This is a genomic window from Pseudoflavitalea sp. G-6-1-2 (assembly GCF_012927185.1).
GTDB lineage: Bacteria > Bacteroidota > Bacteroidia > Chitinophagales > Chitinophagaceae > Pseudobacter.
In genome coordinates, this window is record NZ_JABBGB010000003.1 from 864,322 (window position 1) to 882,228 (window position 17,907).

General features: G+C 47.8%; 15 protein-coding genes. 7 read left to right on the forward strand and 8 right to left on the reverse strand.

The features are described from left to right. Positions 1 to 44 precede the first annotated feature (44 nt). The 3 genes from HHL16_RS20845 to HHL16_RS20855 form a co-directional block, all read right to left on the reverse strand. Complete coding sequence (locus HHL16_RS20845; RefSeq protein ID WP_169427269.1) at positions 45 to 449, reverse strand: hypothetical protein; 405 nt, start codon at positions 447 to 449, stop codon at positions 45 to 47. A gap of 101 nt (positions 450 to 550) precedes the next feature. Beyond that, on the reverse strand, positions 551 to 1,903 hold the full coding sequence (locus tag HHL16_RS20850) for a dihydrolipoamide acetyltransferase family protein (protein ID WP_169427270.1): 1,353 nt from the start codon (positions 1,901 to 1,903) through the stop codon (positions 551 to 553). 71 nt (positions 1,904 to 1,974) lie between these two features. After that, positions 1,975 to 3,243, reverse strand: a complete 1,269-nt coding sequence (locus HHL16_RS20855) for a CinA family nicotinamide mononucleotide deamidase-related protein (RefSeq protein ID WP_169427271.1) — start codon at positions 3,241 to 3,243, stop codon at positions 1,975 to 1,977. Positions 3,244 to 3,308: 65 nt separating this feature from the next. Between HHL16_RS20855 and dacB the strand changes: the two genes are divergently transcribed. Beyond that, the gene (gene dacB / locus HHL16_RS20860; RefSeq protein WP_169427272.1) at positions 3,309 to 4,697 is read left to right on the forward strand and encodes a D-alanyl-D-alanine carboxypeptidase/D-alanyl-D-alanine-endopeptidase; all 1,389 of its coding nucleotides are present in this window, start codon (positions 3,309 to 3,311) and stop codon (positions 4,695 to 4,697) included. 245 nt (positions 4,698 to 4,942) lie between these two features. On the opposite strand, the gene HHL16_RS20865 is transcribed toward dacB, so the two are convergent. Together HHL16_RS20865 and HHL16_RS20870 are read right to left on the reverse strand one after the other, a co-directional pair. Continuing rightward, a complete protein-coding gene (locus HHL16_RS20865) occupies positions 4,943 to 5,362 on the reverse strand; it encodes a thioesterase family protein (RefSeq protein WP_169427273.1) in 420 nt (139 codons plus the stop codon). Between the two features lie 14 nt (positions 5,363 to 5,376). After that, complete coding sequence (locus tag HHL16_RS20870) at positions 5,377 to 5,784, reverse strand: DoxX family protein (protein ID WP_169427274.1); 408 nt, start codon at positions 5,782 to 5,784, stop codon at positions 5,377 to 5,379. Between the two features lie 190 nt (positions 5,785 to 5,974). Here HHL16_RS20870 and HHL16_RS20875 point away from each other — a divergent pair, with 190 nt between their 5' ends. Genes HHL16_RS20875 through HHL16_RS20890 form a run of 4 tightly spaced genes read left to right on the forward strand, consistent with a single transcriptional unit; the run spans position 5,975 to position 12,305 of the window. Beyond that, positions 5,975 to 9,001 (forward strand): tetratricopeptide repeat protein, encoded by a 3,027-nt coding sequence (locus HHL16_RS20875; RefSeq protein ID WP_169427275.1) that lies wholly within the window; start codon positions 5,975 to 5,977, stop codon positions 8,999 to 9,001. 5 nt (positions 9,002 to 9,006) lie between these two features. Continuing rightward, positions 9,007 to 10,671: a hypothetical protein gene (locus HHL16_RS20880; protein ID WP_169427276.1), complete on the forward strand. Its 1,665-nt coding sequence runs from the start codon at positions 9,007 to 9,009 to the stop codon at positions 10,669 to 10,671. Positions 10,672 to 10,722: 51 nt separating this feature from the next. Continuing rightward, positions 10,723 to 11,355: a hypothetical protein gene (locus tag HHL16_RS20885; RefSeq protein WP_169427277.1), complete on the forward strand. Its 633-nt coding sequence runs from the start codon at positions 10,723 to 10,725 to the stop codon at positions 11,353 to 11,355. 50 nt (positions 11,356 to 11,405) lie between these two features. Further along, positions 11,406 to 12,305 carry a class I SAM-dependent methyltransferase gene (locus tag HHL16_RS20890; protein WP_169427278.1) on the forward strand — a complete coding sequence of 300 codons (900 nt, stop codon included), beginning with the start codon at positions 11,406 to 11,408 and terminating at the stop codon, positions 12,303 to 12,305. A 17-nt stretch (positions 12,306 to 12,322) separates the two neighbouring features. Here the strand turns inward: HHL16_RS20890 and HHL16_RS20895 are convergent, their stop codons facing one another. Further along, positions 12,323 to 13,153 carry a glutaminyl-peptide cyclotransferase gene (locus HHL16_RS20895; protein WP_169427279.1) on the reverse strand — a complete coding sequence of 277 codons (831 nt, stop codon included), beginning with the start codon at positions 13,151 to 13,153 and terminating at the stop codon, positions 12,323 to 12,325. A 6-nt stretch (positions 13,154 to 13,159) separates the two neighbouring features. Continuing rightward, positions 13,160 to 13,984, reverse strand: coding sequence for a glutaminyl-peptide cyclotransferase (locus HHL16_RS20900; RefSeq protein ID WP_206022514.1), 825 nt, complete (start codon positions 13,982 to 13,984; stop codon positions 13,160 to 13,162). Positions 13,985 to 14,190: 206 nt separating this feature from the next. On the opposite strand from HHL16_RS20900, the gene HHL16_RS20905 reads away from it, so the two are divergent. Beyond that, on the forward strand, positions 14,191 to 15,477 hold the full coding sequence (locus HHL16_RS20905; RefSeq protein WP_169427281.1) for a M43 family zinc metalloprotease: 1,287 nt from the start codon (positions 14,191 to 14,193) through the stop codon (positions 15,475 to 15,477). 470 nt (positions 15,478 to 15,947) lie between these two features. Here the strand turns inward: HHL16_RS20905 and HHL16_RS20910 are convergent, their stop codons facing one another. Beyond that, positions 15,948 to 17,099: an FAD-dependent oxidoreductase gene (locus HHL16_RS20910; protein ID WP_169427282.1), complete on the reverse strand. Its 1,152-nt coding sequence runs from the start codon at positions 17,097 to 17,099 to the stop codon at positions 15,948 to 15,950. A gap of 71 nt (positions 17,100 to 17,170) precedes the next feature. Here HHL16_RS20910 and HHL16_RS20915 point away from each other — a divergent pair, with 71 nt between their 5' ends. Next, entirely contained in the window at positions 17,171 to 17,905 is a 735-nt protein-coding gene (locus HHL16_RS20915; RefSeq protein ID WP_169427283.1) for a DUF4197 domain-containing protein, read from the forward strand. Positions 17,906 to 17,907 lie beyond the last annotated feature (2 nt).

Below are 17,907 nucleotides of genomic sequence, written 5' to 3' on the forward strand. Positions count from 1 at the left end.
TTTTCTTCTAATGTGTTATACATCCGTATGAGATTACTTATTTTCTAAAATACTTTCAGGCATTTAATGCTATCGAGGGCACCGAGGTAAAATTCCCAATGCCCTTTGTCTTTCAGATTAAGCCTGCCAATTATCTGCACTTTCTTATCATGCAGTGAATCCAGTTTTTGAGAAGGTATATTCCCGAATTCACATCCTAACCATATCGCTTCTTTGGAAGGTGCATGCTGTGCGGGATAAATAGCTACATCTTCAAAATTGGTATGCAGGTATCCTTCAAGCTGTACCCATTTCCCATCGAGGTTTTTGATCCGCTCAACATCTTTCAGCGATACAATTTCTACCGGTTCGGGAGCTGGATCACAGATGATTGTTACAGGTTCTCTTGTCGCAGATTTGCAACCAGTGATCGCCAGCAATAAAAGAATGGATAAGGCCTTGGTTTTCATCGCATCAAATTATGCATTTTTGGGAAGCTGGCATAACGCCGGCTACTCATAAAAAAAGCTGCCTTTGCAGGCAGCTCTTATAGCAAGTAACACAAACATTTCTATACTGTTCTCGCCGGATCGAATTGCTCCAGCTCTTTTGCCACAGCATTCAGGAACGTGGCGCCAAGCGCTCCATCCACAATTCTGTGATCGTAGCTCATGCTGAGATACATCATATGCCTGATGGCAATGCTGTCTCCCTGCTCTGTCTCGATCACTACCGGGCGTTTTTTGATCGCACCAACAGCGAGTATCGCTACCTGTGGCTGATTGATGATCGGTGTTCCCATCAGACTGCCGAATGTTCCCACATTCGTGAGCGTAAATGTTCCGCCCTGCGTATCATCTGGTTTCAGTTTATTGTTGCGGGCTGAATTGGCCAGTCCGTTCACCTGCTTGCTCAGTCCTACCAGGTTCAGCTGATCTGCATTCTTGATCACCGGAACAATCAGGTTTCCCGAAGGCAGGGCAGTGGCCATACCGATATTGATATCTTTCTTGATGATGATGTTATTGCCATCCAGACTGCAGTTCAGCAGCGGATATTTCTTCAGGCAACGTACAATCGCTTCTACGAACAGCGGAGTGAACGTGAGTTTTTCTCCTTCTCTCTTCTCGAAATCTTTTTTCACGCGATCTCTCCACAGCACCATATTGGTAACGTCTGCTTCGGTGAAGCTGGTTACGTGCGGACTGGTGTGTTTGCTGCGCACCATGTGATCTGCGATCAGTTTGCGCATGCGGTCCATCTCGATGATCTCCACATTGCCGCCATAAGATGCAGCGGGCGTTGAAGTGGTTGCTGGTGTGCTGATCACATCGGCTTTCGAAGCAGGCTGAGCAGCAACCGGGCGTGTTTCAGTTACTGTAGAAGGAGCAACAGCAGGTGTTTTTCCTGATTTGCGACCTTCAACATAAGCGAGAATATCTTTCTTGGTTACGCGGCCTTCGTTGCCGGAACCGGGGATGTTTTCGAGTTCGCTCATGCTTACTCCTTCACCGGCTGCGATATTCAGTACCAGCGGAGAGTAAAAACGATTGGCTGTTCCGTTTACAACAGGGCGGGCAGCAGTGCTGGTCTCTACCTGTGCAACGGCAGCGGGTGCAGTTTCTGCAACAGTGGCAGCTGGCGCTGTAACCGGAGCAGCAGCAGGGGCAGCAGACTCGGCAGCTCCCGTACGAATGCGCGCAATCGGCGTTCCGATCGGCACCACATCGTTCACATTAAATAGTATCGCTTCAATCACACCTTCGGCAGTGGATGGTACTTCGCTGTCTACCTTGTCGGTAGCGATCTCCAGGATCGTCTCATCCATTTTCACCGGGTCGCCGGGTTGCTTATGCCATTTGAGGATGGTGGCTTCCATAATACTTTCACCCAGTTTAGGCATTATTAAGTCAACAACTGCCATAGTTGATCGGAGGTTTTATTGTTTTTGTGTACTTGATTTGATCTGATAACGGGCCAAAGGTAATGATTTTACTAACAACCGTTCGCACTCTGCTCAATGATAAACTTTCTCAGCAGATTCAGTGCATTGATTGCCGTCATTTCTATGTTTCTGGCCCGGTCGAACCGGAAATGGAACTCCTGCGTAACTAGCGCATGTTTATTGCCTGCCGCCACCCATACCGTTCCTACCGGTTTTTGTTCTGATCCGCCCGAAGGGCCCATGATCCCGGAGGTGGCCAGTGCAAAATCGGTCTTCAGGGTGCTGAGCGCTCCTTCTACCATCTGCATCACGGTGGCTTCGCTCACTGCACCATATTTTTGCAGGGTTTCGGGCGATACATGCAGCACATTTTCTTTCACTTCATTGGCATAACTCACTACCGATCCCTTGTAAAAATCGCTGCTGCCGGATATGCTGGTGATCAGGTGAGCGATGTACCCGCCTGTGCAGCTTTCTGCGGTAGCCATGGTGGAATTGGTTTTCCGGAGCAGATCGCCGATGGCTTCCTGCATGGGCTTGTCTTCATCCACCACTATATAGGCAGCAACCAGTTGCTTCAGTTTGCTGAACTCGTTATCGAGCTCCTGCTCCAGTTGATTTTTGTCGGCGCCCGATCCCGTGATCCGCAGACGCACCATGCTGTAGTGCGGAAGATACGCCAGTTTTATATGTGCAGGAAGTTTTGCTTCCCAGTCTTTGATGATCTCCGCCAGAAAGCTTTCTCCGACCCCCGCAGTGAGCAGGGTACGATGGCTGATCACCGGCATCGTAAAATGCTGCTGCAGTCTCGGCAGTACTTCTTTCTGCATCAGTCCTTTCATCTCGTGGGGTACGCCGGGAAGGGAGACAAATATTGTTCCGTCCTTTTCGAACCACATGCCCGGTGCGGATCCGCGTTCGTTGAAGAGTACGGTACATACATCCGGAACCAGTGCCTGATCGAGATTACGTTGAATGATGGGCCGGCGGTATACCTGCTCGAACAGATGATAGATATGCGCCAATACTTTTTGGTCCATCACCATCTTTCCGCCGAAATAATCATTGAGTACTTCTTTGGTGATATCGTCGTTGGTAGGGCCGAGGCCGCCGGTCATGATAACGATCTGCGTATCTTTTTTCTGTTCATCGAGTGCATGTACGATCTCTTCGCGGAGATCACCCACAGCCACTCTTCGCTTCAGCCATACGCCGATCTTGTTCAGTTCCTGTGCCATCCACGGACTGTTGGTGTCCGTTACCTGTCCTATCAGTAATTCATCTCCGATTGTTATGATGCTCGCAAATACCTGCTGCATAGAATTTGAAATTGGGTTCAAAGGTAGTCACAAATATGTATTTTCATGGTGTAATCGAACATCGCATGAAGAAGATCCTCTACGTACCGTTTTTATTGCTTTTTGCCATTCGCGTAAACGCTCAGGTGGCGCAGAAACTGGAAGAAGCCATTGTGCAGCTCGAAGCCGATCCTGTGTTCAAACATGCTACCATCAGTCTCTGTGTGGTGAATACAGCTACCGGAGAACAGGTGTTCGGGCGCAATGAACAAACCGGACTTGCACCGGCCAGCACACAGAAACTCTTTACCAGCGCAGCTGCTTACGAATTGCTGGGGCAATTGTTCAAGTTCCACACCGCAATCGGCCGCGATCAGCAGGGTAATATCTTCATCACAGGTGGAGGTGATCCCACACTCGGAAGCTGGCGCTGGGCCGCTACCAGAGAGAAAGTTATTCTTCAACGCATCACCGATGTGCTCAAAAAACAAAAGATACAGGAAATAAAAGGTGATATCTGGATCGACGATCTCACTTTCACCAAAGATCCTATGCCCGGTGGCTGGATCTGGACCGATATCGGCAACTACTACGGAGCAGGATGCTGGGGACTCAACTGGCACGAAAATCAGTACGATCTCACATTGTCCGCCGGTGATTGCTGCGGTGGTCTCACTACCATCAAAAGCATTTCACCTGCCATCCCTGATTTTACCATCAGCAACGATATCAAAGCAGGGAAGAAGGGCAGTGGTGACAACGGTTATATTTTTTCCGCACCGTTCAGCACCAAAGCATACACATCCGGCACCATCCCTGCCAACGAAAATAATTTCACCATCTCCGGTTCCATGCCGCAACCTGCTGCTGTTTTCGGAGCCGCACTGAAGAGCGCAATCGTTCAGGCCGGCATCAAATTCTCCGGTAAAGTGCAAACCTCTGCTGGTGCTATGATCAATCAGCAAACAATCCGCAAACCTTCTGCGATACTCGACATACTCGCTTCGCCTACACTTGATAGCCTCAATTACTGGTTCCTTCAGAAAAGCATCAACCTCTATGGCGAAGCGCTCGTAAAACAATTTTCTTTTAAACAGGGAGGCGATGGCAGCACCGAGGAAGGTGTTGAACTGCTTCGCAAATTCTGGGAATCGAAAGGCATCGATAAAGGCGCTGTGAACATTATGGATGGAAGCGGACTATCCCCTCAAAATCGTGTAACAACAGACGCACTGGTGCGCGTACTGCAGTATGCGAAGTCTCAACCCTGGTATGCATCGTTCTACAATGCCTTGCCGCAATACAATGGCATGAAGATGAAAAGCGGCTCCATCGGCGGTTCCCGTGCGTATGCGGGCTATCATACAGCAAAAGATGGAGCGCAGTATTCATATGCCATCATCGTCAACAATTACAACGGATCTGCAGGAGATGTAGTGAAGAAAATGTACAAAGTGCTGGATAATCTCAAGTAGGCATAAAACAGAAAAACATCCGAAAGGATGTTTTTCAAAGGACGTTTTGGACAAAAGCTTGTTTCCAAGGTCCGGTTTTTGGACGGTCTTCTTCTAGGATTGGACAGGTTTTTCGTTTGGACTGGATCGTTTGGTTTTTCAGGAATTGGACAGTGCAAAGAAATTGTTTTGTTGGCTTCTTTCGGACATTACCCGGTTAAGTAAATATTAATTCGGACGTCCGCAGTATCGATGATAAAAATCAACTAAGCTTCTACGTTAAAGAAAGGTTCGAGCCTTTCGCGCAATGGTGCAGGCATCAGAGTGCGTTCTCTCGTTTTCGAATCGAGAAAATACAGCACCACATGCCCAACAGTAAGCAGTTTGCCTGCTTCATTGAAAACTTCCTGATGAAATTCAATTCTGTGATTGGATGGCAACTCGCGCAGAGTGGTCTTTACGGAGATGAGATCATCATAATGGGCGGGACGTAAGAACTTGAACTGTATTTCTACAATCGGCATTATTACGCCCGCCGCTTCCATGTCTTTATACGTAAACCCCAATTGCCGGATGCTTTCTGCTCTGGCCACTTCAAAATACTGGGCATAGTTACCGTGGTAGACGATGTCCATCTGATCGGTCTCGGCATATCGCACACGGATAGGAGTTGTAGTGATGTACATAGGAAGATGTTCTCTTATTTTCCGGCCATTCCGTCAACACTGATTTTACCAGGTCCCATAATGATGAGCGCGAGGTAACCTGAGAGATAAAGAGCAGCCATTTCGCCTTCTCCGAAGATCTGTCCGCCATGCGCTTTGAACAGTGCCACGCACATAGTGATGATCAGCGGAACACAGGCCAATCTTGAAAATAATCCGATCAGCAGCAACGCGCCACAAACCAGCTCGGCAAAAATTACCAGGCCAAGAGTGGTGGACTGGCCAATACCGAGAAAGCTCATGAATTGTCCTTTATACGTTGCGAAATTCACCAGTTTATCGTATCCGTGGTGAATGATCAGGCCGCCGCAGCCCAGGCGTAACAAAAGGGTTGCAAGGTTAAAGGAGCCTGTTGTGTAGTTGGTTGACATTAGTTTACTCATGGATAAAATGTTTGCTGCGCCAAAAATAGTAGTTTGAATCTGGAATTTCCTACTATAAAAAGAAAAGTTAAACCTGCCACTTATCCACAGGTGTTTGGAACGATGTTTGGTTGTAGATGAAATATTTAGAATCTTTACCACGTTACAACAGCGTATTCACTGTTGAGCTCTATTTCAAACGGATATTGGAATGAAAAAAATCACAGCCTTTTGCGTCCTGGCTCTTTCCATTCAAGGTTCTATTGCACAGCAAACCCGATTCATCAACGACCCGCAGGGTACTTTCAAGCAGGCTAAAGAATTTTTCCAGCGCGAACAGTACAGTCTTGCGTATCCGCTGCTGAAAGATCTTCAGCTGCAGATGAAGGATCAGGATAGAACCAATCTTGCCATCACCACGCAGGAAATCAAATACTATACTACTGTCTGCGCACTCAAACAAAATGAGCGCGGAGCCGTAGACAAGGCGAAAGATTTTATCGATCTCGAAGACAATACGCCGCGCGTTCAGATGATGAGCTTTCATCTGGCAGAATACTATTTCCGTCAGGGTGATTATTCCAAAGCGCTCGAACTCTACGAAGCCACCAATATCGAGAACCTCAGCAACCGCGAAATTGCAGACCTGAAATTCCATCAGGGCTATGCGTATTTCAACGCCAAACAGTTCGATAAGGCTAAACCCTTATTCGATGCCATCCGTCAGCTGAAAGACGATCCCAATTACATCGATGCCAATTACTACTACGGCTTCCTCGCGTTCAACGATAAAGAGTACCGCAAGGCGCTCGATGCATTTGCCATTGTAGAAGATCATCCGCAATACGGTCAGGTAGTGCCTTACTACATCGCAAACATTTATTATGCACTCGGCCAGAAAGATAAAGCCCTCGACTATGCCGAAGGCAAACTCAAAAGAGGCAATCTCTATTACGATCTCGAAATGCGCCAGATCGTAGGCCATGCTTATTTCGAGAAGAAAGAATTCAGCAAGGCCCTGCCTTATCTCGAAACCTACGTAAACAAATCAGATAAAGTAAGAAAGGAAGATCTGTACGAACTGAGCTATTGCTACTATCAGGCAAACAATCTCAACAGAGCCATCGATGGTTTCAAACAGATCAGCGGCACGCAGGATTCACTGGCACAGAACGCCATGTACCTGCTGGGGGATGCTTACCTGAAAACCGATCAGAAAGCCAATGCCCGCAATGCCTTCTACATCTGCGCTACCAACAGCAGCAATGCAAAGCAGAAAGAGATCGCATCGTTCAACTACGCCAAACTCTCCTTCGAGCTCGGCTATCAGGATGTGGCGATCACCGAACTGCAGAAATTCCTCGCAACATATCCGAACAGCGAATACAATGCAGAAGCAAAAGAGTTGCTCATCAATGTACTCGCCAATACCAACAACTACAAAGATGCACTTGCATTGCTCGAAGGTTTGAAAACACCTTCGCCCAATGCAAGAAAGCTCTATCCTAAAATATTGTACGGCCGCGCTACCGAGCTCATCAACGATGGCATGCTCGTAACCGCCAATGAACTGCTCACGCGCGCAGAAGCAATGCCCGATAACAGCAGCGTGCTGCCTTACATTCAGTTCTGGAAAGGAGAGATCGCTTACCGCCTCAACCGTACGGACGAAGCCATCAAGTACTATTTCGATTACCTGAAAACCGGCGTGGTGGCCGATGAAGCCAACCCGGTGAGTGCGAAATACAACCTCGGTTACTCCTATCTGCGCAAAGAAAATTATCGTCAGGCATTGACATTCTTTGAACAGATCGTAACCAATCCCAAACTGAATTCAACACCCATCGAGCAGGATGCCTATGTACGCGCAGCAGACTGTTACTACATGAGCCGCGATTACAAAAAAGCGCAGGCCATGTACGATAAAGTGCTCGACTATTCATGGCCGCAGAGCGATTACGCCACTTTCCAGAAAGCGATGATCGCCGGCGTTAACAATGGTAAGGACAAGATCGCTGTCCTCAGCGGCATCAGCAGAAAATATCCGTCTTCCGGTCTCGTGGGAGATGCCAATATGGAGATCGCCACCACTTATCTCGCCAACGAGCAGTTCCGCGAATCCATTCCGTATCTGAAGAATGTGATCAGCGATCCCAATTCGTCGCTCAAGCCAAAAGCTTATCTCAAACTCGGTATTGCCTACTACAATCTTGAGAACGATAACGAAGCGCTGAATCAGTATACATCCATCATCAAACAATATCCCAACTCACCCGAAGCGGAAGCAGCGCTGGAAAATGCCCGTACCATTTTTGTTGAGCAGGGCAAAACCAGCGAGTACGTTACATTCGCGCGCAGCATGGGCAAAGAAGTGAGCGGGTCACAGGAAGAAGACCTGGCCTATCAGGCAGCCGAAGTGCAGTTCAACAACGGCAACTTCCCGGCAGCCGCCAAAGCCTTCGAAGATTATATCAAACGATTCCCTGAAGGAAGACATTCGCTAGAAGCGCTCTATTACAAGAGTGAGATCTATTTCAATCAGAAAGACTGGAACAAAGCCATCGTGGGATACGAAGCGCTGGCCGACCGCGTTCCGCACAAATACGGAGAGAAATCTCTCATCAATGCAGCACGCCTCAACTTCTTCGATCTGAAGAACTACGAGAAAGCGGAGAAATATTTCAGAAGGCTGAAAGACTTCGCCACCTCACAGGAGAACAAGCTCGAAGCCATGCGTGGTCTGCTTCGCAGCCAATACCAGTTGCAGAAATGGAGCGATGCCGTTGAAAATGCACGCGACCTGCTTGCACAGAAAGGTATCGGTACAGACGATAAAACAATGGCGAATATGGCCATCGCCAAATCATATCAGAACAATAATCAGTTAGATCAGGCCATTACACAATTCCGTTCAGTGGTAGCGCTCAGCAAATCTGCCTACGGCGCTGAAGCCAGATACGAAATTGCAGCTTCCCTCTTTGCCCAGAACAGACCGAAAGATGCTGAGAAAGCAGCCTTTGAAGTAATCAACAAAGCAGGTTCTTACGAGCAGTGGGTAACCAAAGCCTACATTCTGCTGGGAGACATCTACTTCAAGCAAAACGATTACTTCAATGCCAAAGCCACTTTCCAGAGCGTTGTAGAAAATGCGAGGATCGAAGAACTGCGTCAGGAAGCTCAGCGCAAACTCGATCAGACCATCGAAGCAGAGAAGAAAAACAGTAAGATCAACAACTGATTACAATGAAACGCATCCACATATCACTTGCATCTCTCATTGCTTTTTGTGCGGCAGTTCCGGGCATGGCTCATGCGCAGGATACCACAAAGAGAAAAAGTATCGATATCACCAGCACCTTCAAACCCGTGCTGCGCGAAGCTGCCAAGATCAATTTCAACGCAGCGCCGCCTTCCGTTGATACCAGCAAACCAAGACTGGGGTATTCCATCCCGGTGCAGAATCTGTTCTTCACTTATCAACCCGCCGAACTGAAGCCGGTTGCTTTGCAGATGGATTCTATCACTGCATGGCAATACAGCAATTTCATCAAGGTGGGCATCGGCAATGTGCACCAGCCCTACGTGAAGGCAGGATTCAGTTTCGGAGATTTCAAGAATACTTTCTTCAATGTATTCGCCGATCACTACACGTCGAAAGGCAGTCTCGATTTTCAGAAGAACAGTCTCACCAGCGTAGGCGCCGCTATGACCTACAAAACCAACAGCAATCTGGAGATCAATGCCAGACTGGGTTTCAAGAGCGACGACTACTATCTCTACGGCTTTCAGCCTAAAGATCTTCCATTCAAGAAAAGTGATCTGCGCCAGCGATTCCAAACCATCGAAGGCAAAGTGGATCTCCGCAATATCGAACCCACTGAATTCGGGCTGAACTATCATCCCAATCTCCGCATCAGTGTGTTCAACGACAATCATTCACCCAAGGCCAACGAGACCAACACCGTGCTGAACCTTCCGCTCGAAAAAACATTCGGCGAAGATTTTGCCTTCCATCTCGGAGCCACAGCCGATCTCACCCGCTACGAGAGAAAGCTCAACACATCCAATGGCAGACCCCGTCTGGAACAGATGAACAATCTCTATCAGGTGAATGCGGCGCTCGAATACAAATCCACCAATCTCTTCATCCATGGCGGCATTACGCCGAGCTGGGAGCAGAAGAAATTCCATATGCTGCCGAACATCATGGCAGACATCACTACAGACGATAAGCAGCTGACCCTGCAACTCGGCTGGATCGGTTACTTCGAGAAAGGATCTTACCAGCGCTTCGCAGGCATCAATCCCTGGCTGGCGCAACCAGACAGCATGCTGAACACCCGCGTGGAAGAACGTTATGCCGGCCTCAAAGGCTCTGTAGGCAATCATTTCACCTACTCGGCCAAATTCGGATTGCTCACTTACCGCAATGCACCGCTGTTTGTGAACGATGATGTGGATGGCAAAACCTTTCTCGTTCGCTACGAACCTAAGTTCCATGCCATTCAGCTGCATACCGAAGCCGCCTACAACGTAAGCGAAACCTTCGGCGCAAAAGCAGGCTTCACCTTCAACAATTACTACAATATGAAAGTGGAGAAGAAAGCATGGGGAATGATACCTGTAGAACTCAATGCCGGATTGCACTGGCAGGCTATGAAAGACCTGATGCTGCGTACCGAATTCTGGCTCTGGGATGGCGCCCGTTACCTGAAGAACGGAACCGACTACAAAACCAAAGCCGGTCTCGATCTCAATGCAGGGGCAGAGTTTCGTATTACACGCAATTTGAATCTCTGGGTGCAGTTCAACAATATCCTGAACAACAAATACCAGCGCTGGAACCAGTACGAAGTATTCGGCTTCAACCTGCTGGGTGGAATTACCTATTCCTTTAACCAGAAATGATTTTGATTATACAACAAAATACTGTTGTTTCGCAACTTTAAACAACGTCTCATGACGGAAGTGCTGACCAGTTACTTATTGCAGAACAAGAGCCTATCCATTCCGGGTTTGGGTACCATCTATATTGAGCGTATCCCTGCTCAGACGGATTTCGTGAACAAACAGATACTGCCTCCTGGTTATCATTTCAGGTTCGATAAATATTTCGATGCGCCAGATAAAGATTTCTTTACCTATATCTCCAGAGTAAAGGATATCGCAGACTACGAGGCCATCAAATGGTACAACGAATGGGCTTATGAGTTTCGCGGGCGACTCCGCAACGATACCGAAGAGGTATGGCCCAATGTAGGATCGTTCAGAAAAGACAGTTCCGGTGAGATTGCCTTTCAGTCCGCCGGCGCAATTCCCACATACGAGAAACCATCTCCTGCTACCAGGATCGTAAGAACGCATACGCAGGCCACCATGCTGGTAGGCGATCGCGAAGTTACCCGCGACATCATCCATCAGGATGGCGAGAACTTTGCCGAAGAAACCGTTTACCGCGAAAAAGACAGCTGGTGGATCTATGCACTTATCATCGGCGCCATCGCTGCCAGCGCATTATTCTTCCATTTTTACAAGAAAGGATTCAACCCCGCATCACTGGGCAACCAGCAAAGAATCGAAATATCCGGATAAGCCTTTATTGCTGACTGATTTTCCTTTTCTTTGCACCTCGGTTATTTACAATGAAAGCTGTTATTACGTATACCAACTGCCCTGTATGCAGTGCCGCAACCATTCACGAAGCTCTGATTGCCACGGATCATACCGTTTCAGGAGAGCAATTCAGCATATGGGAATGTGCATCCTGCACGCATCGTTTTACCCAGTCTGTTCCAGACGAAGCAAACATCGCTCCCTACTACAAAGCAGACAGCTATATTTCGCATTCCAATACCAGCAAGGGTTTGGTGAATACTTTGTATCATCAGGTTCGTAATATCACACTTCGCAGCAAAAGAAAACTGGTACAGTCCACCACCAACCGCACCACCGGGCAGCTGCTCGATATCGGCGCCGGAACGGGCATGTTCGCCGGCTTCATGCAACGCAGCGGATGGCAGGTACTGGGCCTCGAACCAGATGCCAACGCGCGGCAAACTGCCAAAGAAGTGAACGGCATTTCATTGCATCCTACCGACGAACTCTTTGACCTTCCTGCAGAACATTTCGATGTAATTACCATGTGGCATGTACTGGAGCATGTTCATCGCCTGCAGGAATACATGCAGCAGCTGAAAAGACTGCTCAAACCCGGCGGCGTGCTGCTGATAGCCGTTCCCAATTACACCAGCTTCGATGCGCAGCATTACGGCCGCTTCTGGGCTGCTTACGATGTGCCGAGGCATCTCTATCATTTCTCACCCGCATCCATGCGTACACTGCTGAAAAGGAACGATCTCAAACTCGACTCCATCAAACCCATGTGGTTCGACAGTTTCTATGTGAGCATGCTCAGCGAAAAATGCAAACACGGAAAAGCCAGTCTGGTGAAGGGTTTCATCACGGGTCTCCGTTCTAACCTCAAAGCCGGCAAAGGCAACAATGCAAGATGCAGCAGCCTGATCTATGTGATCAGACCATAATCTACTCAAGGAATTATTTATTGGTGTAATGTGATCTCGTACATCTCAGGCCATTTCTTGCCCGTGATCATGTACCTGCCTGTTTTGGGATTGTAGGCAATGCCATTCAGCTCGCGATACACGATGAGCTGCTTATCTGCTTTCTGCTGCAATGGACTCAGATCTATTTTCCCCTTCACATAACCGGTGCCTGCATTGATCAGCAGAATATTATTCGTGAGCCACTGATTGGCGAAGATGGTTCCGTTTACATATTCCAGTTCGTTGAGGTTTGTAACCGGACCGTTTTCATCGCGCACTTCCAGCACTTTGTACCGAATGAGCGAATCGGGGTGGAGGTAGTAAAGCCGGTTGGTTCCATCGCTCATGATGAGATGGGTAGAGTCGTGAGTGAGTCCCCATCCCTTGCGTTCTATGGAAGGAAGCTTGAATTCTTTGAGTTTCTGCTTCGACTGAAGATCGTATACAAACCCAACACCATTATCGAGCGTGAGCCAGTACAGTTTATTGTTGAAGAAAGTAATGCCTTCTGCAAAGTATTTGCGCCTGTCGAGCAGTATCTCGGGATCATTGATGCCCTTCTTTGTGTTCACCACGCCAAGCACAGATGGGAAGGGACTTTCAGCGAGATTGCCTCCGGACGATTCCCAGAGTTTATCATCAAAATATTCAAGGCCTTCAGTGAAGTAAGTGGTATCGTGCGGATAACTGGCAAACACCGTATACCCGATATTGATGCTGGCTGGTATGCTGCTGTCGCTTTTGGTTGCGGAAGTGGCGTGTTCCGGATTGGAACATCCGGCCATGGCGATCAGCAGTGCAAGCATATCGGGAATAAGGTTTTTCATGATGCCTTATTGTATTTTGATCTCGTATACCTTCGGCCACTTTTTACCGGTAATGTAGATCTTGCCATTGGCGCTGTCGAATGCGATGCCGTTCAGCACATCGGCTTCGGGAGCTGTGTTGCGTATTTCATTGGTAAGATTGGAGAGGTCTAATTGTCCTACTACCTTTCCGCTGTTGGGATCGATCTTCAGAATGTAAGGTGTTTCCCACTGGTTGGCATATACGAAACCGTTGATGTATTCGAGTTCGTTGATATTCGCCACCGGACCATTGTAATCGCTCACGCTGACGATATTGAGCATCTTCAGTGAATCAGGACTATAGAAATACAGTTTGTTGCTGCCATCGCTCATGATGAGATTGGTTCCATCGTTGGTGAGTCCCCATCCATCGTGGTTATAAGTGAATTGTTTTACCAGTTTGAAATCCGGCAAATCATACACAAAACCTGCTTTTGTTTGCCAGGTGATGTAGTATGCTTTATTGTTGAGGATGGTACTGCCTTCTCCGAAATGTTCGGGAGCGAGTTTGGCTTTATGTTCGGCTTTGCCGGTGGCAAGATCAACAGGTCCGATCCAGGAGCCATTGTTCTTAATGCCTTCGCCGGGGCTGCCGGTGCTCTCATACATTTGTCCGTTATGAATAGTGAGGCCCTGCGTAAAGCTTTCTGTATCATGCGGAAAAGCATTCACTACAGTGTACTGCAGCCTTGGAGTACCTGCTTCAACGGTGTTGCCTGAATTGTTGTTGTTGTCTGTATTGTCGTTACTGTTGCAGCTTCCGAGAATAACACTGAGCAGGAGACTGCTATAAACTAAGTTTTTCATCATATATCGCTGGGTCTGTATGATCAAAAATACTGTTTTGGTGGTAAGAAAAAAGTGAAAATCATGTCGAATGGGAGGGGACTTGCATTTATTGGAAAGATTTACTTGTTTTACATCAGCTTACTGTACCATGTACAAGTTCAATATCCCACCTGTAATTCCATTTCCTGTTATTCTTTCGTTAAGTAACGCATAATTCATTCCTGTGTATGAACCTGGCAGCTGATGCCGGAGATTCAGGCAGCAGCTGTGGCTATTCGCTCACGAAAGCTGAACTGATGAAACACATTTTACTTGCCGCCTTACTTTTACTGCTGGTTTTTGCTGCAGATGCACAACGTGTCTGTCACACTATTTTCGATTCACCGGCAAAAGCACAAGGTGGAGTAAATAAATCATATACTTCAAACACTACAGCATCCATTTCAACACGATCCGGCACAGAAACAAACGGAGAGCTCCGCCTCATCCGCATTCCGGTTGTTGTGCATATTCTCTACAACAATGCACAACAGAATATCAGCGATCAGCAGGTATACTCACAACTCGAAGCGCTCAACAAAGATTTTCGCAAACTGAATGCCGATACGCAGTTCATACCTGCTGCGTTCAAAAGTATCGCAGCAGATTGCCGAATAGAATTTCAACTGGCCAGTTCCGATGCAGTGGGGCGAGCCACCACTGGCATTATTCGTAGATACACGCGCATCAAAGCATTTGGCATCGATGAAGGGATCCGTTCCACTACTTATGGAGGCAGTGATGCCTGGGATGGCAAATACTATCTCAATATCTGGGTGGCAAATCTCACGCAAGGCATTTACGGATATGCCACAGCGCCCGGCGCAACAGCTACCAATGATGGGATCGTAATTTCTTTCAAAGCTTTCGGCACTACCGGCACGGCGCTCGCACCCTACAACAAGGGCCGCACACTGACCCACGAAACCGGCCACTGGCTTGGTCTTCGTCATATCTGGGGAGACCGCGACTGTGGCAACGACTATATCGACGACACGCCTCCGCAGCAAAGCAGTACCCGTGGCTGTCCTTCGGGCATGCGCTCTACCTGCAACAATGGAGCTAACGGCGATATGTATATGAATTTTATGGATCTCACCGACGATGCCTGTCTGGGCATGTTCACTGCCGGTCAGTGCAATGTTATGCGCAGCCAGTTTGCACAAGATGCAGCACGCAGTTCTTTGCTTCAATCGAAAGGGTTATCGGCCCCCACATTACCTGCATTGAATGCCGAAGAAAATATGCCACGTAGTCTGGCATTGCATGTATGGCCTAATCCTGCAAAATCATTTGTGCAGTTATCGGGGTCGGTTGCTGATGGAACAGTTGTACTTGTTCAGCATGGCAACGGACAAACAGTATTGCGCACAACAGTGCGGACAGGAAAGATCTATCTGAATGGATTGAATGCGGGATTGTATTTTTTGAAAGTGGGGATGCATCCGGTTATCAAACTCATAAAGGTTGATTGATATAGTTTTTTATCAACGGCCGTGCCCGGGATATAAAAACAACGTCGAAAAACAGGCCCAGCAGGGGTTAACTTCGATTGGGCTATAAGTAAGGAGGATTGGGCGTTTGAATGTATCCGGGCTATCACGCAACCCGTTTTAAGGCCGTGTTTTCATATCCCGGTTCCCGGCCTTGCTTACTATTCGTATGTGCGTAAGAGTGAATCACCAACAGCTATTCATCATCAACTCCGACCTTTCTCCCTTCCTCCAACTCACAGCGCTCGTTGAATAAGATATTGCTAAAAAAAATGTTACACCTTCACGGGCATAGGGCAATGGGATATGATAATATCCGGCCTTGAAACGGGTTGGGCAGACGCCCGGTTTTATTCTATCGCCCAATCCTCCATTACAAAAGCCTCATCGGTGTTAACCCCTGCCCGGCCTGTTTCTCGACGGTATTATCATATCCCTTTGCCCAAAATTACCTAAGCCATTCTCTTTGCAATATCTTCTCCAACGAGCGCCGACAACGCCACACCCATGCCGCTCATGCGCACTGCGCAGAAAATGTTTGGTGCAACTTCCTTAATGATCGGCATTTTCTCAGAGCCCATTCCCATGATGCCGCTCCAGCGATCTGTAATTGTGAAACTTTTTCCGGGGATGATGTACTGTGAAAGAAAATTCTCCAGCTCCTGCTGAATGGTTTGAGTGATCTCCATCTCTGTAGTGGCTTCTTCTTCAAAAGCCTTGTTGCGCGCGCCTCCCAGGAGTATGCGGTCTCCAAGATCCCTAAAGTAATAGAAACCTTCGTCATAATGGAATGTGCCTTTGAATGGCAGGTTTTCGATTGGTGAGGTTACCAGAATTTGTCCGCGCGCGGGAACGATATCGAGATCGGGAAGCAATTGCTTTGCAAATGCATTGGTGCAGACAAGCAGTTGTTTGCTTTTGATTGTGAGTGATTGCGGAGTATCGCTGATCCTGTAATGGCAGTAGATATTCACTCCTTCGGGCCCTTGCTCGAAATGTGTAACATTGGTGGCATTCAGAATAGTTACGCCCATGGCCTGAATGCGTTGCATCAGTTGCTGGCAAAGCATGCCGGAATGAAGTCCGCCTTCAAATTTATTTTCGAGGAGATGCGCGGTTTGCCCGAATCCGAACTTCTTTATTTTGTTGCCGGCAAATCTGAAAGTGGGAGAGGAGCCGATGATGGGAGAGAGTTTTTCGTTGAGATAATCCATCTGTTGCTGCAGTACAGCTTTGCCCGGATCTTTTGCTGCAGTGATCATTTCATAGCCTCGGCTTAACTGAAAACCGATGGCTTTTTCACCGAGTATTTTTCTGGTTCGCTGAAGTCCGCGAAAGCGCATGTCTACCAGTTGAAGCATGGCATCTTCACCGGATTTTTCCATGTCTGCCATCAGTTCGGTTACGCTGCCGAAGCAGGCGAATCCTGCATTCCGTGTGCTGGCTCCTGTGGGGATGATGCCACGGTCGATTATTGTAATTTTGCTGGCAGGTTGCTGCTTCTTCAGATGCCATGCACACCATAGCCCAACCAGTCCGCTACCAAGGATCACCACATCATTGGGGGCGAAAAAACTTTCCTTTTCCCAGACAGATATTTGCATTGAATAAAGTTATTTGATAATATGCACCCGGAAAAATTGTAATTCAGTTTATTTGATCAAATCACTACCAGATGAAAAAGTTTATTTACCTGTTGCCACTATGTATTGTTTTGTTTTCAGGATGTGAAACCACACAGCAGATTCTGAAAGATATCGGACAAACCACGGGCTCGGGAACAGGCGCCGGCAGCAATACAGGATTGAGCAATGGCGATATCATTGCCGGATTGAAAGAAGCCCTCTCCGTAGGCGCTCAGCGCTCTTCCAATCAATTGTCTGCCATGGACGGATTCTTCAAAAATGCAGCTATCAAAATATTATTGCCACAGGAAGCACAGAAGGTAGAGAAAACGATGCGCGATCTCGGCATGGGAAATCTGGTTGATAAAGCCATCCTTTCATTGAACCGCGCGGCAGAAGATGCGGCTACATCAGCAGCGCCGATTTTCATCAATGCCATCAAGAGCATCACTATCACAGATGCACTCGGCATTCTGCGTGGAAGCGATACGGCTGCTACTTCTTTCCTCAGAGGAAGAACTACTACCGCACTCACCAATGCATTCAGACCTGTGATCGATAAATCACTTGCTAAAGTGAATGCTACAAAATACTGGAGCGATGTATTCACTGCATACAACCAGTTTGCTGCGAAAAAGATCAATCCCGATCTCGCAGGATATGTAACTGAAAAGGCATTAGGCGGCATTTTCTATCAGGTAGGGCTTGAAGAACAAGCGATACGTAAGGATCCTGTTGCAAGAACAACGGAGATCCTGAAGAAAGTATTTGGCAGCCGGTCATGATT